Consider the following 25,011-nt stretch of genomic DNA (forward strand, 5'->3'; position numbering starts at 1 on the left):
ATGGTAGCGGTTTATAATAAAAACGAAAATAATTATAGTCAAATAGTCTTGTTGAATGTAGTATAAGTTTACATATGTAGTAAGAATAAGCTATTCTATTCATATAGATTGTGTAAAAGGGGTAAAAAGCCCATGAATGTAAAAAATGCAATGGAAATCCTAGTAGACGAAGCACTAAAAAATTATTGGGGACAACTTCAACTTCCATGCAAATGTGAGATTTGTAAAGCAGATGTATTTGCCATTACTCTCAATAATTTGCCTCCCCGCTATGTGTCAAATGAAGATGGCTATGCTTTTGTAAAAGCACAAAACTTCGATGACCAATCAAGGGTTAATATTCTAAATCAGATCGTAAAAGCAACTGGCATCGTAGCAACACGTCCTTCACACGAATTAAAACCATCTCCTGCTACTGAGTAGAAGGAAGATGGTTTTTGTTTGGCCGATTAACTCCTGTCTCTTTATTCCTATTTTTCAGAAAAGTTCCTTGCGATAGCATTACCAATTGTGATATATTTGTGACAACCATTCAGTACTGGATTTCGTCTTATTTAAGAGTTTGAAAGTAGTATGGTAATTCCGGCACAAATGTGCAAACGTTCTAGGAGGCATTCACATGCAAACAGGTAAAGTAAAATGGTTTAACGCAGAAAAAGGTTTTGGATTCATCGAGGTTGAAGGTGGAGACGACGTATTCGTACACTTTTCTGCTATTCAATCTGAAGGATTCAAATCACTTGACGAAGGTCAAGAAGTAGAATTCGAAATCGTTGACGGAGCTCGCGGACCTCAAGCAGCTAACGTAACTAAAAAATAAGCCTAAACCATATATAAAAAACCCGGCAGCGATTGCCGGGTTTTTTTCTATGTAATGCTTTATCTGTAAATGAAGAGGCTCCCTTAAAGGAAGCCCTAATCTTTTATTCCAATTTTCATTTTATAGTTATCTATTTTACCTAGTATGTCTGTCTTATCTTCCTGCGAGAATATTCCTAATTTGTGAAGAATCAATGTGTACTGCTGAAGTTTAAATAATGAACTCTCTTTGTACCACATGGCGATCACCTATCTTTCCTAAAGGAAACTTTTTTAACCTTTGTAAATATTATATGCCACATGCTACAGTTATGATTCTTATTTGTCTTTTAACATAATGGTGATTCATTTGCATGGTCCTTTATTCTTTCATTGGCTAGTTGATTGGAGTGGAAGGTTCGAGACTCCTGCGGGACGAGCGGGCAGGTGAGACCACTAAAGGCGCAAAGCGGCAGGGGGCTCACCGATCGCCCCGCGGAAAGCGAAGAACCCGGAACGGAAATCAACTACTTCCAAGAGCAACCAAGTTGGTGAAACACTTTATTTCGTTTGAAGCGTAGAAAGCATCGCCCAGATCGCTTGCTCCCATTTTTCTTTATTCTTATGATGTGGTAAATTCACCGTGTATTTCACCTTATCCCCATTACTTAGGGTCTGGATCACAATGTATTTCTTGAATGAATCTTTTGAAGCTGTAATAAATAGTAAAGTAGATTCAAACGCTGGCCCTGCTATCTCACTCCCGTTCACTTCTTTTACCTCACCAACCGCTTTCAGTTCATCGTTTGCCCATTCTTTCAGATCATCAATAGATGCATCTTCTGAGAGAGGCTCGATTCGTACGAAAGTCTCAGCAAAAGCCGTTGCAAAAAGTAAATCTTTTCGCGGTTCTTCCGCTGTAAACTCAAAGTCTCCTAGTTTATAAAAATGATAGTCCAGCTGCTCACTCTTTGTAAGTGCTGCTTCCTCTTCCACGGAAGTACCGTTTACAGAGTAAGTTAGCATTTTTGTTTCTTCCTCTTCATCTGAACTTGTTTCCGATGGTGTTATTTTCTCAAGCAACCACTGATCATTCTCATTCTTCTTATACGTAATGAGTACTTTTGATCCTTCTTTTAAATTCGCTACCGAATCCCTTACCTCTTCCGATAAACGAAGAACGAGAATCTCACCTGCAGCTTCCACTTCAATTGAATTATTATCGATCTGACCAATGTACGTACCCTCTTCATCAATAGAAGATACGGGTTCTGAAGCTGGTTCATCTTTTGTTTCTTCCTTACTTTCTTTTTGTGTTGGCTCAGCTGTCTTAGAAACGGGTTCTTTCGTTTCAGTTTTATTCGATTCACTGTTACATGCTGAGAGCATAACTACTATCAATGCTATCAAAATCATTGTCCATGTCTTTTTTGTCATTACAATCACCTCATAAAATTAGACGAAAATAGAAAAAAATTGTTACGTTCTTGAAAAAATCGGCTTTAATTCTGTTACTAAATTGTCGATATTATGAACAGCACTTATACATTCTAAAACGGAGATGACTAAATTTGAATCCTTCATTTGCCTCAAATTTACAAACCAACAAGCTTGTTACAAAAATGTTATGGGGAATGTATTTTCTAGGACTAGGAAGTACTTATGCTAGTACGAAGACCATCGATAGTGTTATGTTCTACGGTATAGCCGGATTGGTTATCCTTCTCTCACTTACCCTATGGACGTATCGAAAATGGGCTCCCCACGCTGTTCAATATTATGTTGTTATTGGTCTTACTTTGCTGACTATTATTATGGCAGACTCTAATCCAAAGATCTCCACTTACCTCATGACTTATGTTTGCTTAGCTGTTATCACGTTATATCACAATTACATTTCTATCTTACTATCGGGTATTTGCGGTTTATTGTTAACGAATTTTTTCTTTTTTCAATACAAAGACACAATGTTTGCGGGACAAGACCCTAAAATAATCATATCATTAAACGTGTTTCTAATCGTTATTACTGCGGCGCTTGTCGCTCAAGCAAAAATGGGTCAGCGAATGCAAGAGAATATTTTAAGCGCTGAAAAACAAGCAGAAAACGACAAAAAGAAGCTTCAGCATTTATTAGCAAAAATCCAAGATGCATCAGAGAATCTGCATAGATTTAGCCAATCGGTAAAAGAGAACGTTTCAAGAACTGGAGAGATCTCAAGCAACATCACATACGCTTTTACCGAAGTTGCAAAAGGCGTAGAATCACAGGCAGTTAGTGTCGGCGGAATGAGTCAATCGGTAACTAGTACAAACGATGTAGCAAAGGGACTGTTTCAGCACTCTAACGATATGAAACAACTATCTGAACAAACGGCAGCTATTACAAAAGCTGGAGAAAACCAAGTATCCGAGCTCACTTCAAAAATGAAGAAAGCAAACGAACTTATGAATCAAACGAATACGTTGATGCACGAATTGAATGCACAGAGTGAATCGATCGAAGGCATTTTAACGACGATAGAAGAAATCTCCTCACAAACAAACCTGCTCGCTTTAAATGCAGCTATTGAAGCAGCACGTGCTGGCGACCAAGGCAGAGGGTTTGCAGTTGTTGCCGATGAAGTTCGCCGTCTAGCTGAGGATTCACAAAATTCTACGAAACAGATTGCTAGTATCCTTGGAGAAATTCGCAGTAAAGCTCAACAGGCTGCTCAATTTGTGAACGGTTCACAAGGCGTTGTTACTTCAAGTCTTGAAGCAACACAGAAAACCGCTGATAACTTTAGCCAAATTCTTTTGAATACCGATCAAGTTGCCGTACAATCTTCACAAGTCCAAGAATTGATCAATCAATTGTACGAGTCTACCGGTTATATTGTTGGAGAAATCCAATCTGTTTCAGGAATAGCAGAAACATCAAGTGGATCTGTTGAAGAAGTTCTAGCATCTGTTGAAGAACAACATCGATGTGTGGAAGAAGTAGTTGAAAGCTTCAATCAGTTCGAGGCCCTAACCTCAGAACTGAATAATCTTGTAAAAGAATAACCTGTTAAATGCCTTTTCATGTGAAAGTGAAAAGGTGTTTTTGATGAAGGAGGGGTAACGTATCCATACACATAGGGGCATTTATTGTATATGTTTAAATGAAACGGGACACCTGCTTGTGATCGAAAAAAATGGCGGTCCTTATAAAAATCGATTTGACCTTCCTGGCGGTACACCTGAAGAAAACGAATCAGAATACGAGACTGTCGTCCGTGAAGTTTTAGAAGAAACAGGATATCACGTATTGAGTGGCGTGAAACTGGGAGAACGCTGCTACGAACTTCCGTGGAAATACAAGCAGTGGAATCTGTCACGACATACTGCTGTTTATTATGTATGTACAATTGATGCAGATTACAAATTACCTATTGCAGACATACCTCTTCAAGATTCAATCGGCATTCAGTGGATTGAACCTCAGGAATTAATAGAAGATTGGTGTTCCCCTCTCGTATGGGAAGCCGTTCAATATGTATCATCAAAAAGTTTACCCACTAAAAGGAAGACGTATTATTCTTGGGATGTGCTGGGACAAACACTATATCCAAAATCATAAAAACAACCGCCCTTTGGCGGTTATTTTTAATAGCAATAAAATGAGCTGATTCGGCGTGTATCCATGCCGAAGTAAACCCAGCGGTAACCAATCCAGCGGAATCCCGCAACAGATCGGCGTCCAGCAAACGTAAGCCAAGCCCAGAAACCAGGTCCCCATGTCGGCCAAATATAAACGTATTGGTACAAACAAGGCCGGATGGCACCTGGATCAACTGCATAAACTCCTACTTGGCCTCCACCGCCACCTTGCAAGCTATATCCTTGTGTTTGGGATGGTGTGAATGAAGGTGGTGCTGATGTTGGAGCCATTCCGCCTCCTGGTGGTCCACCCGGAGGTCCGCCTGGCGGGCCACCTGGAGGGCCAAATCCTTGCCCGCCTCCTGGTCCGCCTTGGCCAGGAAAGAAAGGAAAACTTCTATTATTCAATCAATTCAACTCCTGAAAAATTGTATTCCCTCTACTTTATTCATTAATCTTTGAAACGTATAGACAAGTATCCCGTAATGAAATAAAAGGATTGCAGCAGGTAGAATTCGGGTATATTACTTGAAACACCTATGTTTTTAAAAAGGAGGATGAAAAGATGGGACGAATAAGCAAAGGAATTAAAGGCATGGCTTTCGCCTATTTATTAAAACAAGGAAAAAAGAGGCTGCTGCCTATCATAAAACGTAAATTAAAAAGCAGATAAAGAAATTGACCCTTTTAACGGGGTCAATTTTTTTTATTAGCTGGGTTCAATATTTATTTTTTCAATCCCCTCTAATTTCTCTGTATAGACGCATTTCATCACGAAGAAAACGAACCTCAAACTCGATGACGGACATCCCTGTTTCTTTTTGAAACAATTTATAAAAGTTTTCTTGATTGCTGAGCAAAAGATTTTTTATTTTTGCTTCTTTACCGTCACGAACTAGCTGATCAATCGCATAATAACTTTGACGATACGGTAGATGGGGTGAATTACGGCGGTTTTCATATGCCCATTCTTCTACAGAATCTAAGCGAGAAAATGGTATTAAGTTAAGCGGTGAAAAGTTCGGCACTTTTCTAACACTTTGTTTACCCGCATATTCAGCAATTCCTTCTTCAAACCACCTTGGCAAGTGCCGATTATCCATTCCATTTTCAGATAGATAACTTACAATCCAATGGTGCGTATACTCATGACCAATTAATTCTAGAAATCGTTCTCGGTCGCCGTCCATTTGTTTTGTAACGAGCAGGTGGATCGTTTCTTCAGACGGAACATACAGTGCTTGCAAATTTTCATAGGAATGGAAAGGTAAGTACTTTTGAAAAATTAAAGGATTTCGATATAAAATAATCGTGACTGGAACAGGTTGGTGAATGTCAATCACTTTATTAAGGTAAGCTTGCACTTTTCGAATATGCACAAGCGCTGCCAGCGCAAAGTTGTCATCAGGTTTTTCATAAAAGACAAATGACGCAGGATCTGATTTATTTTCCAATGTCTTTAAAAACGAAATCTTTTCAAAGATCCTATCTTTTTCAACAAGCAGCGCTTCCAGATAATATTGATTTTTCACTCTAGCTGATAGTGATTGAGATAATGAGGTATCTAACACATAATTCGTTACAGAAAAGAAGACGGTTGATATCGCGATTAGAATAATAATAAAGAATGAGGCACGCCTTTTAAGTTTGACTTCAGTTGATGAGTTTCCTTTCATCAAATCGATAAACCCTAAACAAAATACGATGAAACAAAGGATTAATATGAGAACACCTATTAATAAACCTTTTATATCATTTAGCATCAAAAACAAGCCATATATAAGCAGGGGCCAAAAGAAGCTATAAATCATTATTATTAAGATGAATATCAGCTTCTTCAAATACATACACTTCCTTTTCTTTGTCCAAATAAATCCGTAGAAGTTGTACTATTATCGATATGCTCTCCATAAAATTATAATGAATCTTAGTTTTACAGGAGGCGCTATGACCGGATACATCGTTGAAGGCAAAAGTGATCAACTGAAAGTGCAAAGTGTTCATCCCCATGCCCATTTTGTCATTTTAAACGGGATATCGTTTCGTATTAAAGAGAGAAGAGCAATTGAAGAAGCATTAATCCTTTGTGATGAAGTTTATGTATTAACAGACCCTGATGAGCCCGGTGATAAAATCGCATTAAAAATCATGGAAACCTATCCAGAGATCAAGCGAATTCATATTGATCCAAATAAAGCACGCAATGTAAGAGAACATCGCTATAAATATGGTGTTGAATATTGCTCTAATCAGTATTTAAAAGAAACGCTCCCTGGAATCTAGGTATGTTCATGGATTTCTTTATGGCGATTTCATAACCCTTTTCTTTTAAACAAACTTTACAAAACGCAAAAAAGACTGCAAAGAAAATCTCTGCAGTCTTTCTTTCTATTTACTTTCAAAAAACTCAAGCGACTCTTCGTCAGGACCATAAAAGAAAAAGTATTTTCCATTTGGAAGTTCTGTAATTTCTTTATCTTTCATCGCAACACCTTTTTCTATTAATTGTTCATACTTCTCTTCGATGTTCGTTACAGAAAACGCGATGTGATGGACTTTCCCTTCGTTCGTAACTTCACCAGTATAACCAGCGATCAATTCCACGAGTACTTTTTCATTTACTCCCAAAAAGGCTAACTCTACTGGAACACTCGTGTGGTCAAAGCGATCTAAAAGTTTGAGACCAAGTATCTTGGTGTAAAATTCGATTGATTCATCCATGTTAGATACCATAATACCTGTGTGTTCAATTCCTGTAATCATTATTAAAATTCCCCTCTCTTAAGTTGAAACAGATTGTTGCTCTGCAAGTGATTTACGAATACCTTCTCCATACTGAAAAAACGGTAAAGACAGAAGTGAAATAAGAGTTAAGCAGCCAAACACGTAAAATCCATGTTCAAATCCAAACGTGCTTAGTAGCAATCCGCCAATCCAAGGCCCTGCACTAAACCCTATAGAACGAAATGACATCGCTCCAAAATATGTACCCCTCATATGCTCCGGCGCTAAGTCGTCGAGAAGCACATCACTCATCACAAAGACTATAATTTCTCCAACCGTTAAAAAAACCATAGAGATAACAAGAAAAATCCAGCTCGTCGACAAACCGAAACCCAGTAGCGCAAGGCTGAATGCAAAACTTCCAAACCTAAGTGCGTTCATCGGTTGAAATCGTTTGACATAGTTTGTGACAGGAAACTGCAGAAGCAAGACAGTTACAGCATTTGTTACGACCAGATAAGCAAAAAGCTTAACGCCGTTTTCAAATTGCGGCGCATTACCTATATATTGCGCTAGTGTAGTATCCATTTGTGACTGTGCCATCATTACAATTGTGTTCCCAATCAGAAAAAATGCAAGCACTTTGTCTTTTGATAGTACAAGGATAGCTGACTTCATGGAGAACTTTCTTTCTTCTCCAGCTTGTAATTCGGACGAATGTCCTTTTAATGTGATCACGATGACCAAAGCATATAAAAGATAAGCGATTGCCGTGATATAGAAGGCTTTTGTCGAGGAAGTTGTTCCTAGCTGTGTTCCAACAACAGGACCGATTGCTGCACCGACATTGATAGCAAAATATCGAGCGTTAAATACGCGCAGACGGTTTTCCTTTGTTGTGACATCTGCAAGCAAAGCCCTGGATATTGGTTCAAACCAAGATCGGCATAGTCCGTTCAACATATTTAACAAAAAGAAATGCCACACTTGATCTGCGATAGCAAACCCAACAAACACAGCACTCCATGTAAAAATAGCGACTGTCATTACAGGCAGCCGCCCGATACGATCAGAAAGATAGCCTCCAAAAAAACCGCCAAATGTTCCAGTAAGGGCACTGATGCCAATAATCAAACCTACTGTAGCAGGCTCAATTCCTTTTACACTATACAAATAAATCGCTAGAAAGGGCATTGTCATAAAAAATGCCGCTCTTGTAAAAAGGGTGCCTGCTACAATCACTAGAACAGCAGGATGCCACTTCGTTAGAAAACCCCTCATCTATCTATTCCTTCTCTCTTCCGTTCTGTTTTTCTACTTTATCACTTTTTTCAAAAAAATAGAAAAGAAAATTCGCATTCTTTGAAACTTTCTACCATCTCATACGTCTTATAATGGTGTACCCCCCTTTCCCGAAAAAAGCCCTCCCCTAATGGGCTTTTTTCTTTTGTGTTTGGCATTCTTTAGTCCGTCAGCGCGACTTTGTCACAAAGTGATAACGTTTATCAAAAAAATCACATATTCGTCCATTTTCTTTTTTGTCTTGCTATATTATAGACATCCCTATCAACAACCCCCTTTTTTCATTGTTAAGAACGAAAAAGAGCGCTAAGAAGGAAATCCTTCGAAGCGCTCTTTTTTAATCCCTTTTAAAAGGCTCTTTTCTCTTTAAATTATTGATGCTTAAGAGGTATTATGTTCGAATCTCTTCTCTTATAAGTTGATTGAAGAGCAAGGTGCAAGACTCCAACAGTGGGTCAGGTGAGCCTCCTAAAAGTGCAAAGCGCTAGGACGCTCACCGCACACCCCGCGGAAAGCGAAGCACCTAAAGCGGAAATCAACCACTTTTAAGAACAACATTCTATTCACATTCGTCACCTTCACAAAACTCGAATTTCGCATCTCGGATGGCACCTCTTAAGGCTCGTTCAATATTTGCCTGAGGATGGAGTCCTTTTAATACCCGGTCACCGATAAAGATGGTAGGAACAGCTTTAATTTGCAGTTCTTCATTCGCTTGCTGCAAATACATTTCTCTTTCCATTTTAAATTCACGGGACTCTAATGCTTGTTGAAATATTTCACCATCAAGACCAACCTCTTCGGCAATTTCTCGAAGCACCCTAACCTCTCCAATATTTTTTCCTTCTTGATAGAAAGACTTGAAAACTTGATGAGAATATTCCTTTTCCTTACCATGCCTTTTTGCAAAAAGAAGACCTTCATGAGCAAAATGTGTATGCGGCTGAGGCGAGACATCTGGCAGGATCATTTGAACACCCATTTTTTTTGAAAGAGGCTGAACGGATTCCTGCCACGATCTTTGTAAATAGTCGCCTTCTGGTTTCAATGTTTCTTGCGGATATGGACGCAGTTCGTACGGCATCCATTCGATATCAACATCTTTATCTTTCGTTGCTTCAAGTAGTGGTGTTTCTGCTAAATAGCAATACGGACAAACAAAATCCGAGTAAACTTTTATTTTAATCGTCATTTTTATTCCCCTTACTTACGCCTCTATTTTATGAATAGCTGAATTGATTGAGACGCTAATTATCTTTCCCATATCGTCATAATTCAAGTGATATGTTTGCGGATTGTCCGATTTCATCATATCAGGAATCAAAACAGGGAGGTTATTTACGATGCCTAAGTTATCAGGATGCAGAATCCATTGAATGTCTTTCCAGTCTAAAAGCCCTTCATCCGTTCCGACTGGAGTTTGGTATATAAATTTATCAGGTAGATTGATCCAGAAAAAATGGAGATGCAGCTTCCCCCAAGTTCCCTCACAGATCACCTCTCCTTTATAATCTGCTTGTTTAGCTTCTATCCCTGTTTCTTCTGCAACTTCACGCAACACACTTTCCTCTATCGTTTCTTGGTTTTCAATCTTTCCTCCTACACCGTTCCACAAACCCATGAGAGGAGCTCTTATACGGTTCAAAAGCAGAAGTTGCTGGTTACGTTGTATAAAACATACTGTGTACTCTTGCATGAAAATTCCCCCATATATTTTTGTGATCAGCAAACAACCTCTGTTCACCTTTTCTATTACATGATATATTTAGAAAGGCTCTAAAGCCCTACATACCACATATAGATTATTCATTTTTATTTCTTACATAAGTAACGAATTGAAACGGAGGATATACCGTGATTTTAATGGCAGGTATGATCGGTACGGGTAAGTCCACATATGCTGAGTTTCTTAGTGATCAGCTTGGCAGCGAGATTTTTTACGAGAGCGTTGTTGACAACCCTATTTTACCCGATTATTACAAAAACCCGAAGCGATGGGCTTTTCCGCTTCAAATTTATTTCCTAAATACACGATTCAAAACCATTCGCCAAGCGAGAACGAGTCCAGATAATGTTCTGGATCGAAGTCTTTATGAAGACTTGATCTTTGCCGAACTTAACTTTGATTCTGGCAATATGACTCAGCTTGAATTTGACACTTACAAGGATCTACTGGAAACGATGATGAACGAGATCGACAAAACCCCAAAATCACGTCCTGATTTACTCATCTATTTGGACAGTGATTTTGACACGGTATTGAACCGCATCCGACAAAGAGGCCGTTCTTATGAACAAGTGGATGAGAATCCTGAATTACTGGCGTATTACAAAACCCTTCACGCTAAATATAAAGATTGGATTTCCGCTTACGACAAAACAGCGGTATTGAGAATCGAAAGTGATCAATACAATATTTTTGATGAAACAGATCAAGAACGAATTTTAACGCTCGTGAAAAAAGAACTTCACCGCCTTGATTCATTAAATGAACCTTCCGTCTTGATGCATGAAACCCGCTGATTTCACAAAAGCTAGAATAAACAAGATGTAAGGAGTGAAAACGTTTGTTTACACTAATCCTAATATTGTCTGTTCTAATTTTGGCTGGTGGACTTTGGTGGACGATTCAACTTGGAAGAAAGCAAAAAACGTATACACAAGATAAAGTAAATGCTGCAGTTACGAGACATACAGCAGTTCTTAACCCTATATTTTTGACGTATATCGGCTTTACAGCAGTCGTAATTATCATCATCTACATCGCATTTTTCGTTTATTAAAAGTAAAGGCCAAGAGATTACTCAGTCTCTGGCCTTTTTACTTGATCCCAATTACTCATGGTCTCTATGAAATTCCGCGTTTCTTCCTGCCCTAAATCATGTATTAGCTGATAAACTTCTCTTAACTTCACATCATACCGGTCGTTATCGCGATCATTGGAATAGGGTACATAAGGAAGATGTGTACGAACGAATGTATCATTTGCCGTACTCTCCATTTCATCAAACATTTTTGCAAGCTTTCTTACGTCTTCATCTGATGCTGATATTTCAAACTGAAAAGTCGAAGCCGTTTTAATTGGCAGAATTTCACCGGATTCCACGTTTATATAGTAAGGCCGTTTTTCCAAGCGTGCCGCCTCCTTTTCCTTATTTTCCGCCTCTTACTGTTTTTTATGTGGGCTGTTTTCGTAAAATTTGTTTTTATTGGGAGTGGTTGATTTACGTTCAAGGTACTCGCTTTCCGCGGGGCAGACCGGGAGCCACATTAGTACGTTCCACTCTAAAGTGTCTCACCTGCCTGCTTTAAGGAAGTATCCTTGCTCGTGCGTCTATAAGTAAACCCTACCGATGTAGAATTCCTCGTTGCTTGCTTTGATAGAAATTTCTCAGGGGATAGGCAAGCACCATGCACTCCAATCAACTGTCCACAGAAGAGGATAAAAATAAGCTTTGAAAGCAACAGCCCTATAAGAACAGAGTCATATGTAACACTACCACCATCTTTTTTTCTTAAAATAGCCGATGATGAGTATAGACATTACTACGCATAGTGATAACATCGAAAAATACCCGTAATGCCATTTCAGTTCAGGCATATACTCAAAGTTCATTCCGTATAATCCTGCTAAAAAGGTGAGTGGAATAAAGACCGCGCTAACGAGCGTCAGTGTTTTCATAATGGTGTTCATATGATCAGATTTTAAAGACATCTGCAGATCTAAAATACCTTGCAAATTTTCCTTAAAACTGTCAAAGGCTGCTGTTACTCTGGAGAAAGAGGAAAGCAGATCTTTAAAGTAAAAACCAGACTCTTCATTCGCGTACTCAAAGTCATCGTGCCCCATCTTTTGAATGATGCTCTCTTCTGCTTCAACATATTGTCTAAGCTTATGCAGTCGGCTTTTCCATCGGTATACGTCTCGCCCGATCTCCCGCTTTTGCGGATCAATGAACACACTTTTTTCAAGCTCTAGGAACTCATCTGACAGCTGATCAATGACCTCTAAATATGAGCTAACAATATCTTTCATGAAATAATACAGCATGTAGCTCACATGTTTCATATGCTCCGGATTGTCCGTGAAATCTTTTACGAGCTGTTCCCTGAAAGGAATCTCCCGTTCGGCCAATACAATCAAATACTGCTCACCAATTAATAGGTTAATCCGAATGGGCTCTAATTTCTTTGTCTCTAAATAAAAAGTGGAAACAACAGCATGGTTAGCATAAACATTTATTTGTGGATGTTCTGAAAAGCTTGTGAAAGCAGCTTCGGCTAATGGATGAAGCTGTAATTGCTGCAAAACGCTGTCGCTCTGCAATTCTTGAGGAGACTGATAGAACATCCAAAGGGTATTACTCTCTTTAGGCATTTCAAAATGTTCAATTCTCTCTGTTTTATTTGTGGCTTTTGAGTATTTAAGCATCTTTTTGCTCCAATTACTTTTTTTACTATCTTTCCCAGATACTGAACAGTCATGTCTAAAGATTTCAGATAGAAAAAAGACCCTTTTGCTATTAAAGGGTCACCGTGCTGATGCTTTTTACTTTTTTCACAACCACTCTGTCTCCATGAGCAGGTGGCTGAGATGTAACAAGAAACTCAGCAGGATGAGCTGATTCGTTACGGACTTGATGAGTAGTTCCTGCGGGTATCTCTATTCCTTGATGAGCACCAAGTATTATTTCCTCTCCATCTTTTTCAATAAGAAGTTCACCGTTTAATAAAAAGAAAAACTGGTGCGAAAACACATGATAATGCCTTACTTCAGCTGATTGAGGAGGCATTTTTTCATGAATGATGCTTAAATCATCTTGCTTAAGAAGGTGCCAGCCATCACATGCATCTCCCCATTGGTAATGTTCTGCATTTAACGTACTTATTTTCGACATACACCCTCCGATTATTTCTTCAAAATGTCCTCCAGATTTACTTTCATCCGCTGTGCAGTTGGCGGACATGTTAAGTTATGCTGAAACACTTTTTGGTTAATGGTTTCTACTGTTTTTTTGATGTTATATTCAACCGTATACGTTTTGAGTTCTTCTTTTAATACGTCTATCTCTTGGCCAAGTTTCACCCAACTGGGTAGTATATGATTATCTTTCATAATCTTATGAAGACGCTTTTCCGGATTGTACACAAGATCTTCATCAATATTGAGAGGTTTACCAAACCCTTCGAGATGATCAAAAGCTCCCTCTTTTTTCGCTCGGTTCACGATTGCTGTTATATGATCTTCGTAAAACCAGGCATTCGTTTGCTCGTCCTTCATTAAGATTTCTCGTTTTTGTATTTCCTTTTCAAATGACGGTTTTTTATTCATTGTAAAAACCTCCAGGAATAAATTTATTTCTTACTTATACATTATGTTTATTTCCTTTATCCCCTTGGAAAAAATATGGCAGTTCTGTAGACAAAATGTGTACATATTAAGAACGCTTATCTTCTGGTTTAAAGTTGCGTATGAATGGAAGTGAAAACACGATTAAAGCCACTATCATCTCCATTGATCCACCCCAAACAAAAACATCTGCGGCTCCTATTTTTTCAATAAGAAGCCCTGCCGTTCCTGCTGCAATCGGTTCGGAAATCCCCATAATGATTACCATAATTCCGATTACGCGCCCAAAGAGTTTTGGTGGGATAAGCGCATGGTTTACACTCGGAGCAATAACATTAACAGCTGCTTCAAAAAAGCCTACAAACGAAAGAAGCAATAACAAAACAGCTAGTTCCCTAGAAAAGAATCCTATTAATACAATGCTGGCACCTTGCAGAAAACATGTTAATAGCGTCATATACGGTTTTGGTTTCTGGATGACGAATAAAGAAAATACGATAGCAGCTATCACACTTCCGACTGCAAGTGACGTTTGCGCCCAACCATACCCTTTAATGCCAAAGTCTAAATCTTTCATAAGGAAAGGCAAGCTGACCATTACAGCTCCAACCGCCGCATTTGCAAAGAACGCAAATACTGCCATAGTCGCAAGTACAGGAGCATTTATGAAAAACGTGAATCCTTCTTTAATCCCCGAAAAGAAAGATGTATGCCCTTCCTTGTCGTCTTCCTCTTTAACTTGTATAAAAAGAAACAAACCCGCAGCGACGAAGAAGGCTACTCCATTAATTAGAAAAGCCATTTTAGCACCATAAAGGGCGTAAAGCATAGCTCCTAAAATCGGCCCAGTTACTCCAGATGCCTGTCCTGCCATCATAAGAAGGCTCATCGATTGTGTGTAATGCTTTTCAGGCACGAGACGTGTTCTAAAGGTGATGCCCGCTGGTTCACTTATCGCATCAATAAGTCCAAATAGGACACCTGTTATGTAAAAAAAGTAGATCGGCGGCTGTGCGTTTGCGGTGACAAGAAAAAGAAGAAGTAAGATAGCACCTCTCCCTATAGCAGAACCGATTAGAAGTTTTCTTACTGAAAACCGATCAACAACTGCTCCACCAAAAAGAATAAAAGAAAACTTTGTTAATGTCACAAGTAATATGTATGTCCCTACAATAACAGGTGACCCAGATAACTGAACGAGCAGCCACATCAGGGTAATCATAAAAATACTGTCGCCCATTGCCGTTAATATCGAGCTTAACCAAAAGTAAAGAAAGCTTTTATTGCGAAAAATCTCCCCAGATAACTTCATAATGTTTTCATCCCTATAATTTTTATCTTTTTACATTCATTATAAGGAAGTTTAATGGCAAAAACGATCACTAATTGAAGGATTTTAGAGAGATTACAGGTCCGTTATGTATATTCGGTAAAAGCTGACATTAAGAAACCCCTTGACGAAGGATGTGGTGCTCTTAAAAATGCTTTAGATGCGCGTGAATTAAACAAACGTGCGCGCGATGAAGAAAAACGCGCTTGAGAATCGGAGTATATTGCGCGCATAAAGCTTATCACTGCGCGGATGTGTAATAAACAGCTAATAGAAAGGTTTGTTTTTATATAGCACCTTACCGCTTTCAAATGTTCCTTCTCTTCATTGAAAAGTTGATTGGAGTGTAAGGTAGCGAGACTCCTGCGGGACAGGCGGGCAGGGGAGACACTTAAGAGTGAAACGTACGAATGTGGCTCACCGCCTGCCCCGCGGAAAGCGAGCAACCTGGAACGGAGATCAACCACTTTCTATCACACCAATGCATAAGCAAGTAGGTCATTATAAAAAGAAAGGAAGCGACTGCTCGCTTCCCTCCTTCATAAACAACTATTATTTTTCTAAGAAATACTTCTCTAAGTCATCAAGCATCATGTTCGCCGCTTTAACACCGCCAGCTGTATTCCAGATCGCATCGTCTACTTTGTGAGCATTTCCAGCTTTCACAACTTCAAGGTTTTTCCAAAGCGGATTGTTCGTCCATTCTTTTTCTGTTTCAGTCGCTTTCCCGTCTCCAGCTTCATATGTGAAGTAGAACAGGATGTCACCGTTCATATCAGGGATACGCTCTTGTGTTACTTCTTCAGCAAAGTCAGATTTGTTTTGGTCGCCAGGACGAGCAAAACCAAGTTGATCAAGGATTACACCAGAGAATGAATCTTTGTGGTAAATACGAGATGTTCCAGGCAGGAATCGTACTACTGATACTTCTGTTTTCAGCTGGTCAGCCACTTCTTTCTTCATGTCTTCAATACGTTGGTCAAATGCCGCTAAAACTTCTTTCCCTTTTTCTTCTTTATTTAACGCTTTTGCATATAATTCGAAATTGATTTTCCAATCACCGCGCAGCTCTTCTGAGAATACAGTCGGTGCAATCTTGCTTAGTTCATCATATTGCTTCTCTTGACGCTGTTTGTTACCGATGATTAGGTCTGGCTTTAGTGCTGCGATTTTCTCAACGTTAACCGCACTCTCGTCACCTACAACTTCTACGTCTTTCATGTCACCTTTAATGTGGTCATACCAAGGATCACCTAACCAAGATTTAACCGCACCAACTGGTTTTACACCTAGAGCAAGTACTGCTTCAGTTCCTTCGTTTGTTAAAACGACAACGCGTTTGTTTTCTTTTACTTCTGTAGTACCCATCGCGTGCTCTACTTTATAAGAAGCTGAAGCTCCTTCTGATTTCTCTTCTTCTTTCGCTTTATCTTTTCCGCCGCAAGCTGCTAAAGCAAGCATAAGCGTTAGGACAGCTGCAAACGCAAGCCATTTGTATGTATTCTTTTTCATTCTATTTTCTCTCCCCTTTTTATGTTTACGCAAATGATAATGATAATCAATTACAACTCGTATCATAATATGTTCTGAATCCGTTGTCAATAACTAAATGATAATGATTTTCAAAGTCATTGACAGATTCCTGCTTTGCTCTTAAACTGGTAATTGAGAATATTTTTCATTATAAAAAAGAGGATCACATGAACGGAATATTATATGGAAATAAAAGAAAAGCTGCTGGCTTGATTCTGGGTGTGATTTTAGCGCTCATTGTAATGGTGCTGAGTGTTGTGCTTGGTTACACAAACACCTCATTAAAACAAGCCATTGAAGCTTATACCGCCTTTAACGGCTCGAACGAGCATTTAATCATTCAACTATCTAGAGTGCCTCGCTCTCTTGTAGGTATGGCAGTCGGCATCTCATTAGGAATTGCCGGCGTTCTCATGCAAGCGCTAACTCGTAATCCAATCGCATCACCAGATATTTTTGGAGTAAATGCTGGGGCGGGATTTTTTATAGTGTTTGGTGTTACTTTTCTAGGAATCTCATCCATTCAACAGTTTATGTGGATTGGCTTTCTAGGAGCTGCGGTGGCAGCAGGGATGGCTTACGCACTTGGATCTGCCGGTAAAGGCGGACTTACACCTGTTAAGTTAACGTTAGCAGGTGCTGTAATGGCTGCTCTTTTCGCTTCTCTTACACAAGGAATGCTCGTCACAAATGAAAAAGCACTTGATGAAGTTTTATTTTGGCTGGCTGGTTCAGTAGAAGGAAGAAAACTTTCCATGCTTGCTGCAGTTTTGCCTGCTCTTGCAGTGGCTTGGATCATCTCACTCCTCTTATCACGCCAGTTAAATGCATTCGCACTTGGTGAAGATGTCGCGGTTAGTTTAGGACAAAAAACAGTCGTCTTTAAATTAGCTGCCGCTTTAATGGTAGTCTTGCTAGCTGGAGGATCGGTTGCAATTGCTGGACCCATTAGTTTCATAGGAATTGTTGTGCCGCATTTTGCAAGATACCTAGTAGGAAGTGATCATCGCTGGATTGTCCCGTATTCTGCTGTGATCGGCGGAATCATGCTTGTTGCAGCAGATATTGGTGCACGTTACATTATCATGCCAGAAGAAGCACCTGTGGGAGTCGTTACGGCACTGATTGGGACACCTTTCTTCATCTACATTGTTCGAAAAGGAATTTTTCAAAAATGAGAAAGTACTGGATTATACAGCGTAAATCATTTTCTTTTTTAGTTGATAAAAAAACGGCAATTGGCATTCTTGTCTTATCGATTGCTGCACTTCTTGCAATGCTTATAAGCATCGGTGTTGGCGACATGTACATCGCACCATGGGATGTCTTTCATGCATTGATCGGTACAGGACTTGATATAAACCAGCTGATTATCACGGAATTTCGGCTTCCAAGAGTTCTAGTAGCCTTCATTGCAGGTGCATCTCTAGCTCTTTCAGGTGCTATATTGCAAGGAATCATACGCAATCCGCTCGCATCACCCGATATGATCGGGATTACAGGCGGCGCTGGCTTTGCTGCAGTAGCTTTCCTAACAATGTTCAGTGATGATGCCAACAACCTTTTGTTAAGCATTAATTATTTGCCGCTGTTTGCATTTGCAGGTGCGACGATCGTTGCTTTTTTAATCTACGGTCTTGCATGGAAAGACGGTGTAACCCCCATAAGGCTGATCTTAATCGGCATTGGACTTATGGCTTTATTACAAGCATTAACAACTCTAATGATGTTGATCGGACCGATTTATAGAGCGAGTCAAGCGACGATTTGGCTGACAGGAACGGTGTATGGCACTTCATGGAACGAAGTAAAAGCACTATTGCCATGGTTTCTAGGGTTGATGCCCATACTGGTCCTTCTTGTTAGACGATTGAACATTCAAGGATTTGGTGATGACCTGACAAAAGGAGCAGGAATTTCTGTTCACCGTGAACGATTCATGCTTTTAATGGTATGTACGGCTCTAGCAGGTTCAGCGGTCGCTTTTGCAGGAGCAATGGGGTTTGTTGGTCTGATCGGACCTCATATTGCAAGAAGAATTACGGGGTCATCATTTGGCGGTTTGTTTCCTGCATCAGCTTTGATCGGCGGCATCATGGTCGTTCTGGCTGATCTAGCAGGACGAACACTTTTCTCACCTTTAGAAGTGCCAGCTGGGGTTTTTACAGCAGCAATCGGCGCACCGTACTTTATCTATCTTTTATTTAAAAACCAATAACAGGAGTGGATGACAGATGGCTGTTTTAACAACCTCAAACCTAACGTTAGCTTATGGAAAAGAACCGATCATTGACGAGCTGGATTTACAGATTCCTAAAGGTAAAATCACCGTCTTGATCGGAAGCAACGGATGCGGCAAATCCACTCTGTTACGTTCAATGGCACGGCTGTTATCTCCTAAAAACGGTCATGTTTTATTAAATGGAAAAGATATTGCGAAGCGCTCTACAAAACAAGTAGCTAAAGAGTTAGCCATTCTGCCACAAGGTCCTATAGCTCCTGAAGGCTTGACTGTGCTGCAGCTAGTGAAGCAAGGACGCTTTCCCTATCAATCTTGGCTTCAGCAATGGTCACGTGAAGACGAAAAAGCTGTCATGAATGCTTTGCGTGCAACGAACCTGATTTCATTTATGGAAACACCAGTCGACTCCCTTTCAGGCGGGCAGCGCCAGCGTGCATGGATTGCGATGACACTCGCCCAAGGAACAGATACGATTTTACTTGATGAACCAACTACTTACTTAGACATGACACACCAGGTTGAAATACTCGATCTTTTGTTTGAGTTAAATGAAAAAGAAAAGCGAACAATAGTTATGGTACTTCATGATTTAAACCTGGCTTGCCGCTATGCACATCATATCGTTGCCATTCAGGATAAAACGGTTTACGCTCAAGGTGCTCCTGAAGAAATCATGAATGAACAATTAGTAGAAGATGTTTTTCAAATGTCGAGCACTGTGATTCCAGATCCAGTTTTCGGCACACCAATGTGTATTCCATTTGGAAAGGGGCGAGTCGTGCGACATGTCAATACTCCTCAGTACGCCTAAATCATACGGTTGGACCGCTGATGAAAAAAATCATATCAGTTCAAACTATCGCTTCTCTTTCCAGGCTCCATATGAGAATGAAGTGGTGGTTTCTGCTGAACAATTGCTGAATCAAGAAAACTTGCTCCATTTTTTAGATCAAACAGGGCCTCGTATCGGATCTAATAAACGTGCCGTAACAGCATCATTATTCTTTAAAAGATATGCTTATTGCAGCTTAACGTCATGTTTGTATGGCATGACTATGCTCAATAAATCGTTTGATATGAACATTAAAAACGTATATCTCATCGACCATAACTCTGAGAGCATGTGGCTGCCATCCTTTACCTTAAAAGATGCATCAGCTCGTATATCTACTGAATCAAGAGAAGATTGGCGTTCAAGTGTTATTGAAACCCTTTTTAAAGAGAATATCTCTATTACGCTAAACCATGTGGCAAGCTCTGCGCGCATCTCAAAAGCTACACTTTGGGAAAATGCGTGGATATACATACGCTGGGTTTATGAAACTTGGTTAAGTGAAGATCATCCACCTGAAGTAAAACAGCGCATTCAAGATGATTATGCATTCTTTATGGATGCAGCACCATTCCATTTTGGAGTAACCAAAAACCCGTTTCAACGTTTCAAAGCTCCCATTGGATGTGGACCAACAAAGACTCGAAAAACATGCTGCCTTTATTACAAAACTGAAAACGGGACTTGTTGTTCAACTTGTCCAAAACGATAAAATCGAGGATTACTTTCCTCGATTTTTTTAGTTTTTTCTACTACATTTCCGGGTATTTTAGTATAGATAGACTGATTGGAGGCGATGGTAATGATTTGGTTATGGATTTTCTTAGCTTTATGTGCTGCTGCGGCACTATTTATTCTCATTCCTGGCATTAAAGCTGTAAAAGAATCAATGGGAACGGTTCAAAAAATGAAGAGTACCGGTGACAGCATCACAGCACGAATGAACGATGTGAAAACACAGCAGCAGCTTCTTCAAGAAAAAAAAGATTATCTGCGTTATGACATTTATCAAAAGAAAAATAGTTTTACAGCAGTTAAAGAGGGATTTACAGGGTTAAAAGATACCTTTCAAAAAATCAAAAACTAGAGGAATGTGACGATCTTGCGGATTACAATCTTTGTAATGACAGCGGTTGAAACGCCAAATGAACAAACAATGAGTAAGTTAATAGAGCAAGACCTACCTCACTACGAGTTTTCGAAGAGAGGGTTATTTGTCGGTTATTCCCTTGAAACGGGCGAACGTTTGTTTAAAGATGAAAACGATACGTGGTATGTCTGCTCTTCCTTTGAAAAAAAGACACTTTACGAAATAAAATATGGCAGGCAAACATATGCCCCGCCTTATGCAGAAATTCCTTCAGAGCAGTTATCCTTTGTTGAGATGCTGGAGAGTTACGAATTGAAACCGCTAAATTCCCATTATGATAAAGGGTTATGTCATGTCATAGCTGAGGTTGAAAATCTCGATTCAATACCCTTGGAATTACAATCGCGGTTAGCCCATGCTGATGGTGATGATGATCCGCAAGTTGCTCATTCTCTTCACTACATAGAATCGAAACTTGCTGGTAAACGTTCTCGTTTTATTTCGGGGTGGGAATCGCATTCTTTTACAACGATAACAGAGAGTCGAGAATTTGCAGATGAAATTTTATTCCCCGTTTCTTCGTGGCTATATTTATTGTATTTTCAGTACTTTCTCCAGCATAACGGTACAATTCCGTCTGATCAGATGATGCCTCGCTTGCTCGGAAATCTCTGGGCATCGACCATGAAAGATATTCCTTACAACAAGGAACTGCTGCAAATTCAGAAATTATGCTAACCACATAAAATAAGCCCCCGGCTAGAATGCTCGGGGGCTTACTTCTTATTCAACTACTAATTTTGAAACCATATCTGCATGCCCGTTACCACAAGGAACGCTGCATCGAAGCGTGTATTCACCTGGCTTAAGGTTTACAACATCTGATGAACCGCCAGCAATGTTTACTTTTTCGCCTTCAATCATTAATCCGTGATTCCCATCAACATTTTCCAATTTAAGGGCAACGTCTTTGTTGGCAGGAATTTTGTATTCTTCTTTATCAAACTTAAAATTACTCGCTTCAATCGTGATTGTTTCTTCTGCATTTTTTGTGCTTTCTTCTTTATCTTTACCGCCACCACAAGCAGCCAAGATTCCAATGGCAAGAACTGCGATTGCTGCAAGCCAAAATGATTTTTTTAACATATGATTTGCCTCCTTCAGTCTTTCTGATTTCATTATAACCCCATTTTAAACCAACTAGTATGGAGAATCTGTGACAGTTGTCACATACAAAAAACAGTCCGGGATATCCGGACTATTTTTCTAGTTTCTTGTATTCGTTGTGTATTTGTTTTGAAGTTTGGTCAATCTGTTCTCCCCAATGGTCATTTACTTCTGTAAAAATTACCTTTCCCTTTCTATCAATTAAAGCGTATCCCCGTTTAGCTACACCTTCACCCTTCATATCAAGGTGATCGATCAGCTTAAATTCGGGATCTGATAAAAACGGATACGGAGGTTTCATCTCTTGATGTAAAACGGACAAATGTTCAACCGTATCTGAACTTACTGCATAAATGTTTACATCCATATCGTCAAACTTTTCTACATTCTCTTTCAGCTGAACCAGCTGAGTTTGACAGAGTCCTCAGCCAGCAGTTGTGAATAGAAAAATTAAGGATGGCTTGTCGGACGGAAAGACAGCAACAGGCTCGCCATTCTGATTCTCTAATTTTGCTTCTTTTACTTTTGAGTCATTTCCACAACCTGCTGCAACAAGCGTAAGAAGAACAGCTAAACAAACGGCAAATATTTTATGTATCTTTTTCACAATATCCTCCTTTCTATACATACAAACTCCTCATGTATGATAATATATAAGCTATTTTATCTATCATTTATTATAATTGAAAGAAGCGTGCCCTATACAATATTTTGATTGAGAGAGGATATATATGAAATTAAGAGTTATAAGAATGGTTCTTTTAAGCACCATAATTTTTATAGCAGGATGCAGTTATTTTAATTCTAATGATGGAGACCGCATAGCTGTAAAAGTAGTTGATGTTGTTGATGGAGACACGATAAAAGTTCAGGTTGGCGGAAAAACGGAAACGGTTCGTTTTTTGCTTGTTGATACACCTGAGAGCGTTCATCCTTCAAAGCCTGTACAGCCTTTTAGTAAAGAAGCAAGCAACTACACACAAGAACTAATAAACAGTGCAAAAGTTGAGCTAGAACTCGGCATTGGAGAAAGAGATAAGTATGGACGCCTTTTAGCTTATGTTTATGCAGACGGACAAAGCGTGCAGGAAAGTTTACTGGAAAAAGGCTTAGCTCGGGTCGCTTATGTATTTGAGCCTAACACCAAGTATGTTGATGAGTACGAAAGCATTCAAAAGCAGGCTCAAAAAGATGGTGTTGGTATTTGGAGTTTAGAGAACTATGTACAAGAAGAGGGCTATGTTTCTAGTGAACCAGGAGCTCCTGATGATGAAAGCGGCAGTGATACCAGTGATGAATGCAAGATCAAGGGAAATATTAATTCCTCCGGAGATAAGATCTATCATGTGGAAAGCGGCAGATATTATAAAATAACGAAGCCAGAAAAATGGTTTTGCTCTGAAAACGAAGCGATTGAGGCTGGATTCAGAAAGTCTCAACAATAAAAAACCGCTAATGACTTGAGTTAGCCAAGTCATTAGCGGTTTTTTAACTTCTTAACAGCATTCATCTTGACCGAGCATCACAAGACCTGCGCCATGCTTTGAATCTTCAAAGTCTAGCTTAAGGGTTGCTGTCTGGTCTTTAATTCTTGTGTCAAATGCCACTCTAATTCCATTAATCTCTTCAATTACATCTGTGTTTTCCGGCTCATCCAGAGCCAGGCCTAGCTTAGGACCGCCTCAGCCCATGCCTGCAAAATATACTCGAATTCCGTCGGCGTTGTTCATCTCAAGCACTTCTTCAATATATTTTTTTGCACTTAGCGTAATTTCCAAAACCATCACCTCTTACTAAGTAGTATAACGTAAATGTAGCGGTCTAGTCTAAGAAATGGCTGTTTGTGTGATGAAAAGAATACCGTTTTTGTCCTCCATAGATGCACAAAAACGGTGAAAGTGTAATTGTCTAGGGTCTGTCCCCCCCTCTCAGCTGCTTAAGAACCTGCTCGATGTCACCAGGGCTGAAGCCGCATATTTCCATTGCTTCCGACACTTTCGCTGCCATGCTTTCCTTTTCGTTATGAGCTTTGATGCGCAGCAACAACTCATTTACTTTCGCTGCGTTGTACGTTTCATGATAGTTTTTAATGAATGCTTCCATTCACCATCCCTCCCATTTTTTCATTTTTTTGCAGTAGCCATATATATGTTTTGGACATTCTTTTTTAGAATTTGTCCCGCCACTTCAAGACAATAATAAAAAGCCTGACGAGTACACCAGGCTTTCATAATTATAGAATTAGAATCGAACTATCAACTTATTTCTTTTTTACTTTGTACAAAATAAATAAGAAAATAATCACCACTGCTGCAATCATGATGCCCCTTGTATACGGAGCTGCAATTGTTTTGATGTCTTCCCAGTTAGCTCCAAGTCTGCTTCCTAATTCAATAAAGAAAATTGACCATGGAATAACAGCTAGTGTGGTGAACAGTGTAAACTTAGCAAAAGACATTTTCGCAATACCAGCTGGAATACTGATCGCATGTCTGACAACAGGAATGAAACGTGCAAAAAAGATTACTCCTGTTCCATATTTATTAAACCATTTCTCCGACAGGTCAATTTGTTTTTTGGAGATCAGAATATATTTCCCGTACTTTTCAAGAAATGGACGGCCTCCGTAGTACCCCATCCAATATAAAAAGAGCTGAGCAAGCGTTCCTCCAATCGTGCCTGCAATAACACTTAGCGTGAAGTTCAAATGCCCTTGAGATACCATATAACCACCATAAGACAGAACGAGTTCGCTCGGAATGACTTCAACCATCAATCCCAGCGCAATGCCTAAATGACCTAAACTCATAATCCACTCTAAAAGGGAAATCACTAATTCTTTCATTATATCTCCTTAACGTTTTTAGATTTAATTGTTTTCACAACAACTTTATAGATTTACAGAGAAAATAAAACCTGTCCAAATTACAATCCGTCCTAATGTGTATGTAAAAAAGATAAAAAATAGACCGTTTTTCCGTATTTCTTTTACTTAAAGGAACTTGTTTTGGGTTACGTGT

35 protein-coding genes and 1 pseudogene are annotated in these 25,011 nt (G+C 39.4%); 16 read left to right on the forward strand and 20 right to left on the reverse strand.

Features of this window, described 5'->3' with window-relative positions; all coding sequences use genetic code 11:
* Nucleotides 1–132 precede the first annotated feature (132 nt).
* Together QUF49_RS12850 and cspD are read left to right on the forward strand one after the other, a co-directional pair.
* Complete coding sequence (locus QUF49_RS12850) at nt 133–423, forward strand: late competence development ComFB family protein (RefSeq protein ID WP_066237155.1); 291 nt, start codon at nt 133–135, stop codon at nt 421–423.
* A gap of 196 nt (nt 424–619) precedes the next feature.
* Entirely contained in the window at nt 620–820 is a 201-nt protein-coding gene (gene cspD / locus QUF49_RS12855; RefSeq protein WP_066237152.1) for a cold-shock protein CspD, read from the forward strand.
* Nucleotides 821–915: 95 nt separating this feature from the next.
* Here cspD and QUF49_RS12860 read toward each other — a convergent pair whose 3' ends face one another.
* Nucleotides 916–1,068 (reverse strand): hypothetical protein, encoded by a 153-nt coding sequence (locus QUF49_RS12860; RefSeq protein ID WP_289496016.1) that lies wholly within the window; start codon nt 1,066–1,068, stop codon nt 916–918.
* Nucleotides 1,069–1,199: 131 nt separating this feature from the next.
* Between QUF49_RS12860 and QUF49_RS12865 the strand changes: the two genes are divergently transcribed.
* Nucleotides 1,200–1,379 (forward strand): hypothetical protein, encoded by a 180-nt coding sequence (locus QUF49_RS12865; RefSeq protein WP_289497723.1) that lies wholly within the window; start codon nt 1,200–1,202, stop codon nt 1,377–1,379.
* Here QUF49_RS12865 and QUF49_RS12870 read toward each other — a convergent pair.
* Nucleotides 1,360–2,235 (reverse strand): hypothetical protein, encoded by an 876-nt coding sequence (locus QUF49_RS12870; protein WP_289496017.1) that lies wholly within the window; start codon nt 2,233–2,235, stop codon nt 1,360–1,362. The two genes, QUF49_RS12865 and QUF49_RS12870, sit on opposite strands and share 20 nt — an antisense overlap.
* 134 nt (nt 2,236–2,369) lie before the next feature.
* On the opposite strand from QUF49_RS12870, the gene QUF49_RS12875 reads away from it, so the two are divergent.
* Nucleotides 2,370–3,845: a methyl-accepting chemotaxis protein gene (locus QUF49_RS12875; RefSeq protein WP_289496018.1), complete on the forward strand. Its 1,476-nt coding sequence runs from the start codon at nt 2,370–2,372 to the stop codon at nt 3,843–3,845.
* 79 nt (nt 3,846–3,924) lie between these two features.
* Nucleotides 3,925–4,401 (forward strand): NUDIX domain-containing protein, encoded by a 477-nt coding sequence (locus tag QUF49_RS12880; RefSeq protein ID WP_289497650.1) that lies wholly within the window; start codon nt 3,925–3,927, stop codon nt 4,399–4,401.
* 26 nt (nt 4,402–4,427) lie between these two features.
* Here the strand turns inward: QUF49_RS12880 and QUF49_RS12885 are convergent, their stop codons facing one another.
* Together QUF49_RS12885 and QUF49_RS12890 are read right to left on the reverse strand one after the other, a co-directional pair.
* Entirely contained in the window at nt 4,428–4,829 is a 402-nt protein-coding gene (locus tag QUF49_RS12885) for a hypothetical protein (protein ID WP_289496019.1), read from the reverse strand.
* A 326-nt stretch (nt 4,830–5,155) separates the two neighbouring features.
* A complete protein-coding gene (locus tag QUF49_RS12890) occupies nt 5,156–6,184 on the reverse strand; it encodes a hypothetical protein (protein WP_289496020.1) in 1,029 nt (342 codons plus the stop codon).
* A gap of 184 nt (nt 6,185–6,368) precedes the next feature.
* On the opposite strand from QUF49_RS12890, the gene QUF49_RS12895 reads away from it, so the two are divergent.
* Complete coding sequence (locus QUF49_RS12895) at nt 6,369–6,704, forward strand: toprim domain-containing protein (protein ID WP_289496021.1); 336 nt, start codon at nt 6,369–6,371, stop codon at nt 6,702–6,704.
* 105 nt (nt 6,705–6,809) lie between these two features.
* On the opposite strand, the gene QUF49_RS12900 is transcribed toward QUF49_RS12895, so the two are convergent.
* From QUF49_RS12900 to QUF49_RS12915, 4 genes are all read right to left on the reverse strand, one after another.
* Nucleotides 6,810–7,184, reverse strand: coding sequence for a VOC family protein (locus QUF49_RS12900; protein ID WP_289496022.1), 375 nt, complete (start codon nt 7,182–7,184; stop codon nt 6,810–6,812).
* An 18-nt stretch (nt 7,185–7,202) separates the two neighbouring features.
* Nucleotides 7,203–8,426, reverse strand: a complete 1,224-nt coding sequence (locus QUF49_RS12905; protein ID WP_289496023.1) for an MDR family MFS transporter — start codon at nt 8,424–8,426, stop codon at nt 7,203–7,205.
* Nucleotides 8,427–9,006: 580 nt separating this feature from the next.
* Entirely contained in the window at nt 9,007–9,639 is a 633-nt protein-coding gene (locus tag QUF49_RS12910; protein WP_289496024.1) for a DsbA family oxidoreductase, read from the reverse strand.
* 15 nt (nt 9,640–9,654) lie between these two features.
* Nucleotides 9,655–10,143, reverse strand: a complete 489-nt coding sequence (locus QUF49_RS12915) for an NUDIX hydrolase (RefSeq protein ID WP_289496025.1) — start codon at nt 10,141–10,143, stop codon at nt 9,655–9,657.
* A 167-nt stretch (nt 10,144–10,310) separates the two neighbouring features.
* On the opposite strand from QUF49_RS12915, the gene QUF49_RS12920 reads away from it, so the two are divergent.
* Together QUF49_RS12920 and QUF49_RS12925 are read left to right on the forward strand one after the other, a co-directional pair.
* Nucleotides 10,311–10,970, forward strand: a complete 660-nt coding sequence (locus QUF49_RS12920) for a deoxynucleoside kinase (RefSeq protein WP_289497651.1) — start codon at nt 10,311–10,313, stop codon at nt 10,968–10,970.
* A 44-nt stretch (nt 10,971–11,014) separates the two neighbouring features.
* Nucleotides 11,015–11,230: a hypothetical protein gene (locus QUF49_RS12925; protein WP_289496026.1), complete on the forward strand. Its 216-nt coding sequence runs from the start codon at nt 11,015–11,017 to the stop codon at nt 11,228–11,230.
* 17 nt (nt 11,231–11,247) lie between these two features.
* Here the strand turns inward: QUF49_RS12925 and QUF49_RS12930 are convergent, their stop codons facing one another.
* From QUF49_RS12930 to QUF49_RS12950, 5 genes are all read right to left on the reverse strand, one after another.
* Nucleotides 11,248–11,580 (reverse strand): hydrolase, encoded by a 333-nt coding sequence (locus QUF49_RS12930; RefSeq protein WP_289496027.1) that lies wholly within the window; start codon nt 11,578–11,580, stop codon nt 11,248–11,250.
* A 363-nt stretch (nt 11,581–11,943) separates the two neighbouring features.
* Nucleotides 11,944–12,879: a magnesium transporter CorA family protein gene (locus QUF49_RS12935; protein ID WP_289496028.1), complete on the reverse strand. Its 936-nt coding sequence runs from the start codon at nt 12,877–12,879 to the stop codon at nt 11,944–11,946.
* Between the two features lie 91 nt (nt 12,880–12,970).
* The gene (locus QUF49_RS12940; RefSeq protein ID WP_289496029.1) at nt 12,971–13,345 is read right to left on the reverse strand and encodes a cupin domain-containing protein; all 375 of its coding nucleotides are present in this window, start codon (nt 13,343–13,345) and stop codon (nt 12,971–12,973) included.
* Nucleotides 13,346–13,356: 11 nt separating this feature from the next.
* The gene (locus QUF49_RS12945) at nt 13,357–13,779 is read right to left on the reverse strand and encodes a DUF1992 domain-containing protein (RefSeq protein WP_289496030.1); all 423 of its coding nucleotides are present in this window, start codon (nt 13,777–13,779) and stop codon (nt 13,357–13,359) included.
* Between the two features lie 106 nt (nt 13,780–13,885).
* Entirely contained in the window at nt 13,886–15,109 is a 1,224-nt protein-coding gene (locus QUF49_RS12950) for an MFS transporter (protein ID WP_289496031.1), read from the reverse strand.
* 357 nt (nt 15,110–15,466) lie between these two features.
* Between QUF49_RS12950 and QUF49_RS12955 the strand changes: the two genes are divergently transcribed.
* Nucleotides 15,467–15,616 carry a hypothetical protein gene (locus QUF49_RS12955; protein ID WP_289496032.1) on the forward strand — a complete coding sequence of 50 codons (150 nt, stop codon included), beginning with the start codon at nt 15,467–15,469 and terminating at the stop codon, nt 15,614–15,616.
* Between the two features lie 63 nt (nt 15,617–15,679).
* Here QUF49_RS12955 and QUF49_RS12960 read toward each other — a convergent pair whose 3' ends face one another.
* Entirely contained in the window at nt 15,680–16,639 is a 960-nt protein-coding gene (locus tag QUF49_RS12960; protein WP_289496033.1) for an ABC transporter substrate-binding protein, read from the reverse strand.
* Nucleotides 16,640–16,836: 197 nt separating this feature from the next.
* On the opposite strand from QUF49_RS12960, the gene QUF49_RS12965 reads away from it, so the two are divergent.
* From QUF49_RS12965 to QUF49_RS12990, 6 genes are all read left to right on the forward strand, one after another.
* A complete protein-coding gene (locus QUF49_RS12965) occupies nt 16,837–17,838 on the forward strand; it encodes a FecCD family ABC transporter permease (protein ID WP_425590498.1) in 1,002 nt (333 codons plus the stop codon).
* Complete coding sequence (locus QUF49_RS12970; RefSeq protein WP_289496035.1) at nt 17,835–18,878, forward strand: FecCD family ABC transporter permease; 1,044 nt, start codon at nt 17,835–17,837, stop codon at nt 18,876–18,878. Before QUF49_RS12965 ends, QUF49_RS12970 begins: the two co-directional genes overlap by 4 nt.
* A gap of 16 nt (nt 18,879–18,894) precedes the next feature.
* A complete protein-coding gene (locus tag QUF49_RS12975) occupies nt 18,895–19,713 on the forward strand; it encodes an ABC transporter ATP-binding protein (RefSeq protein ID WP_289496036.1) in 819 nt (272 codons plus the stop codon).
* The gene (locus QUF49_RS12980) at nt 19,688–20,446 is read left to right on the forward strand and encodes an IucA/IucC family C-terminal-domain containing protein (protein ID WP_289496037.1); all 759 of its coding nucleotides are present in this window, start codon (nt 19,688–19,690) and stop codon (nt 20,444–20,446) included. Before QUF49_RS12975 ends, QUF49_RS12980 begins: the two co-directional genes overlap by 26 nt.
* A gap of 90 nt (nt 20,447–20,536) precedes the next feature.
* Nucleotides 20,537–20,821 (forward strand): hypothetical protein, encoded by a 285-nt coding sequence (locus tag QUF49_RS12985; RefSeq protein WP_289496038.1) that lies wholly within the window; start codon nt 20,537–20,539, stop codon nt 20,819–20,821.
* Nucleotides 20,822–20,836: 15 nt separating this feature from the next.
* Nucleotides 20,837–21,562: a hypothetical protein gene (locus QUF49_RS12990; RefSeq protein ID WP_289496039.1), complete on the forward strand. Its 726-nt coding sequence runs from the start codon at nt 20,837–20,839 to the stop codon at nt 21,560–21,562.
* Nucleotides 21,563–21,607: 45 nt separating this feature from the next.
* Here QUF49_RS12990 and QUF49_RS12995 read toward each other — a convergent pair whose 3' ends face one another.
* From QUF49_RS12995 to QUF49_RS13005, 3 genes and pseudogenes are all read right to left on the reverse strand, one after another.
* A complete protein-coding gene (locus QUF49_RS12995; RefSeq protein ID WP_289496040.1) occupies nt 21,608–21,970 on the reverse strand; it encodes a cupredoxin domain-containing protein in 363 nt (120 codons plus the stop codon).
* 112 nt (nt 21,971–22,082) lie between these two features.
* Nucleotides 22,083–22,400 (reverse strand): annotated as a pseudogene (locus QUF49_RS13000) (redoxin domain-containing protein); the annotation flags it as partial.
* 15 nt (nt 22,401–22,415) lie between these two features.
* Nucleotides 22,416–22,598 carry a hypothetical protein gene (locus QUF49_RS13005; RefSeq protein WP_289496041.1) on the reverse strand — a complete coding sequence of 61 codons (183 nt, stop codon included), beginning with the start codon at nt 22,596–22,598 and terminating at the stop codon, nt 22,416–22,418.
* 124 nt (nt 22,599–22,722) lie between these two features.
* Here QUF49_RS13005 and QUF49_RS13010 point away from each other — a divergent pair, with 124 nt between their 5' ends.
* On the forward strand, nt 22,723–23,436 hold the full coding sequence (locus tag QUF49_RS13010) for a thermonuclease family protein (RefSeq protein WP_289496042.1): 714 nt from the start codon (nt 22,723–22,725) through the stop codon (nt 23,434–23,436).
* 51 nt (nt 23,437–23,487) lie between these two features.
* On the opposite strand, the gene QUF49_RS20810 is transcribed toward QUF49_RS13010, so the two are convergent.
* The 3 genes from QUF49_RS20810 to QUF49_RS13020 form a co-directional block, all read right to left on the reverse strand.
* Nucleotides 23,488–23,769, reverse strand: coding sequence for a HesB-like (seleno)protein (locus QUF49_RS20810; RefSeq protein WP_353958325.1), 282 nt, complete (start codon nt 23,767–23,769; stop codon nt 23,488–23,490).
* 130 nt (nt 23,770–23,899) lie between these two features.
* Nucleotides 23,900–24,094, reverse strand: coding sequence for a hypothetical protein (locus QUF49_RS13015; RefSeq protein WP_289496043.1), 195 nt, complete (start codon nt 24,092–24,094; stop codon nt 23,900–23,902).
* Between the two features lie 157 nt (nt 24,095–24,251).
* Entirely contained in the window at nt 24,252–24,836 is a 585-nt protein-coding gene (locus QUF49_RS13020) for a DedA family protein (protein WP_289496044.1), read from the reverse strand.
* Between the last annotated feature and the right edge of the window lie 175 nt (nt 24,837–25,011).

The sequence above is a fragment of the Fictibacillus sp. b24 genome (assembly GCF_030348825.1).
GTDB lineage: Bacteria > Bacillota > Bacilli > Bacillales > Fictibacillaceae > Fictibacillus.

Coding starts and splice junctions, on each gene's coding strand:
- QUF49_RS12850 (WP_066237155.1), top strand. CDS start 133: ATGAATGTAAAAAATGCAATGGAAATCCTAGTAGACGAAGCACTAAAA.
- cspD (WP_066237152.1), top strand. CDS start 620: ATGCAAACAGGTAAAGTAAAATGGTTTAACGCAGAAAAAGGTTTTGGA.
- QUF49_RS12870 (WP_289496017.1), bottom strand. CDS start 2,235: ATGACAAAAAAGACATGGACAATGATTTTGATAGCATTGATAGTAGTT.
- QUF49_RS12890 (WP_289496020.1), bottom strand. CDS start 6,184: ATGCTAAATGATATAAAAGGTTTATTAATAGGTGTTCTCATATTAATC.
- QUF49_RS12895 (WP_289496021.1), top strand. CDS start 6,369: ATGACCGGATACATCGTTGAAGGCAAAAGTGATCAACTGAAAGTGCAA.
- QUF49_RS12900 (WP_289496022.1), bottom strand. CDS start 7,184: ATGATTACAGGAATTGAACACACAGGTATTATGGTATCTAACATGGAT.
- QUF49_RS12905 (WP_289496023.1), bottom strand. CDS start 8,426: ATGAGGGGTTTTCTAACGAAGTGGCATCCTGCTGTTCTAGTGATTGTA.
- QUF49_RS12910 (WP_289496024.1), bottom strand. CDS start 9,639: ATGACGATTAAAATAAAAGTTTACTCGGATTTTGTTTGTCCGTATTGC.
- QUF49_RS12915 (WP_289496025.1), bottom strand. CDS start 10,143: ATGCAAGAGTACACAGTATGTTTTATACAACGTAACCAGCAACTTCTG.
- QUF49_RS12920 (WP_289497651.1), top strand. CDS start 10,311: ATGGCAGGTATGATCGGTACGGGTAAGTCCACATATGCTGAGTTTCTT.
- QUF49_RS12935 (WP_289496028.1), bottom strand. CDS start 12,879: ATGCTTAAATACTCAAAAGCCACAAATAAAACAGAGAGAATTGAACAT.
- QUF49_RS12940 (WP_289496029.1), bottom strand. CDS start 13,345: ATGTCGAAAATAAGTACGTTAAATGCAGAACATTACCAATGGGGAGAT.
- QUF49_RS12945 (WP_289496030.1), bottom strand. CDS start 13,779: ATGAATAAAAAACCGTCATTTGAAAAGGAAATACAAAAACGAGAAATC.
- QUF49_RS12950 (WP_289496031.1), bottom strand. CDS start 15,109: ATGAAGTTATCTGGGGAGATTTTTCGCAATAAAAGCTTTCTTTACTTT.
- QUF49_RS12960 (WP_289496033.1), bottom strand. CDS start 16,639: ATGAAAAAGAATACATACAAATGGCTTGCGTTTGCAGCTGTCCTAACG.
- QUF49_RS12970 (WP_289496035.1), top strand. CDS start 17,835: ATGAGAAAGTACTGGATTATACAGCGTAAATCATTTTCTTTTTTAGTT.
- QUF49_RS12975 (WP_289496036.1), top strand. CDS start 18,895: ATGGCTGTTTTAACAACCTCAAACCTAACGTTAGCTTATGGAAAAGAA.
- QUF49_RS12980 (WP_289496037.1), top strand. CDS start 19,688: ATGTCAATACTCCTCAGTACGCCTAAATCATACGGTTGGACCGCTGAT.
- QUF49_RS12985 (WP_289496038.1), top strand. CDS start 20,537: ATGATTTGGTTATGGATTTTCTTAGCTTTATGTGCTGCTGCGGCACTA.
- QUF49_RS12995 (WP_289496040.1), bottom strand. CDS start 21,970: ATGTTAAAAAAATCATTTTGGCTTGCAGCAATCGCAGTTCTTGCCATT.
- QUF49_RS13010 (WP_289496042.1), top strand. CDS start 22,723: ATGAAATTAAGAGTTATAAGAATGGTTCTTTTAAGCACCATAATTTTT.
- QUF49_RS13015 (WP_289496043.1), bottom strand. CDS start 24,094: ATGGAAGCATTCATTAAAAACTATCATGAAACGTACAACGCAGCGAAA.
- QUF49_RS13020 (WP_289496044.1), bottom strand. CDS start 24,836: ATGAAAGAATTAGTGATTTCCCTTTTAGAGTGGATTATGAGTTTAGGT.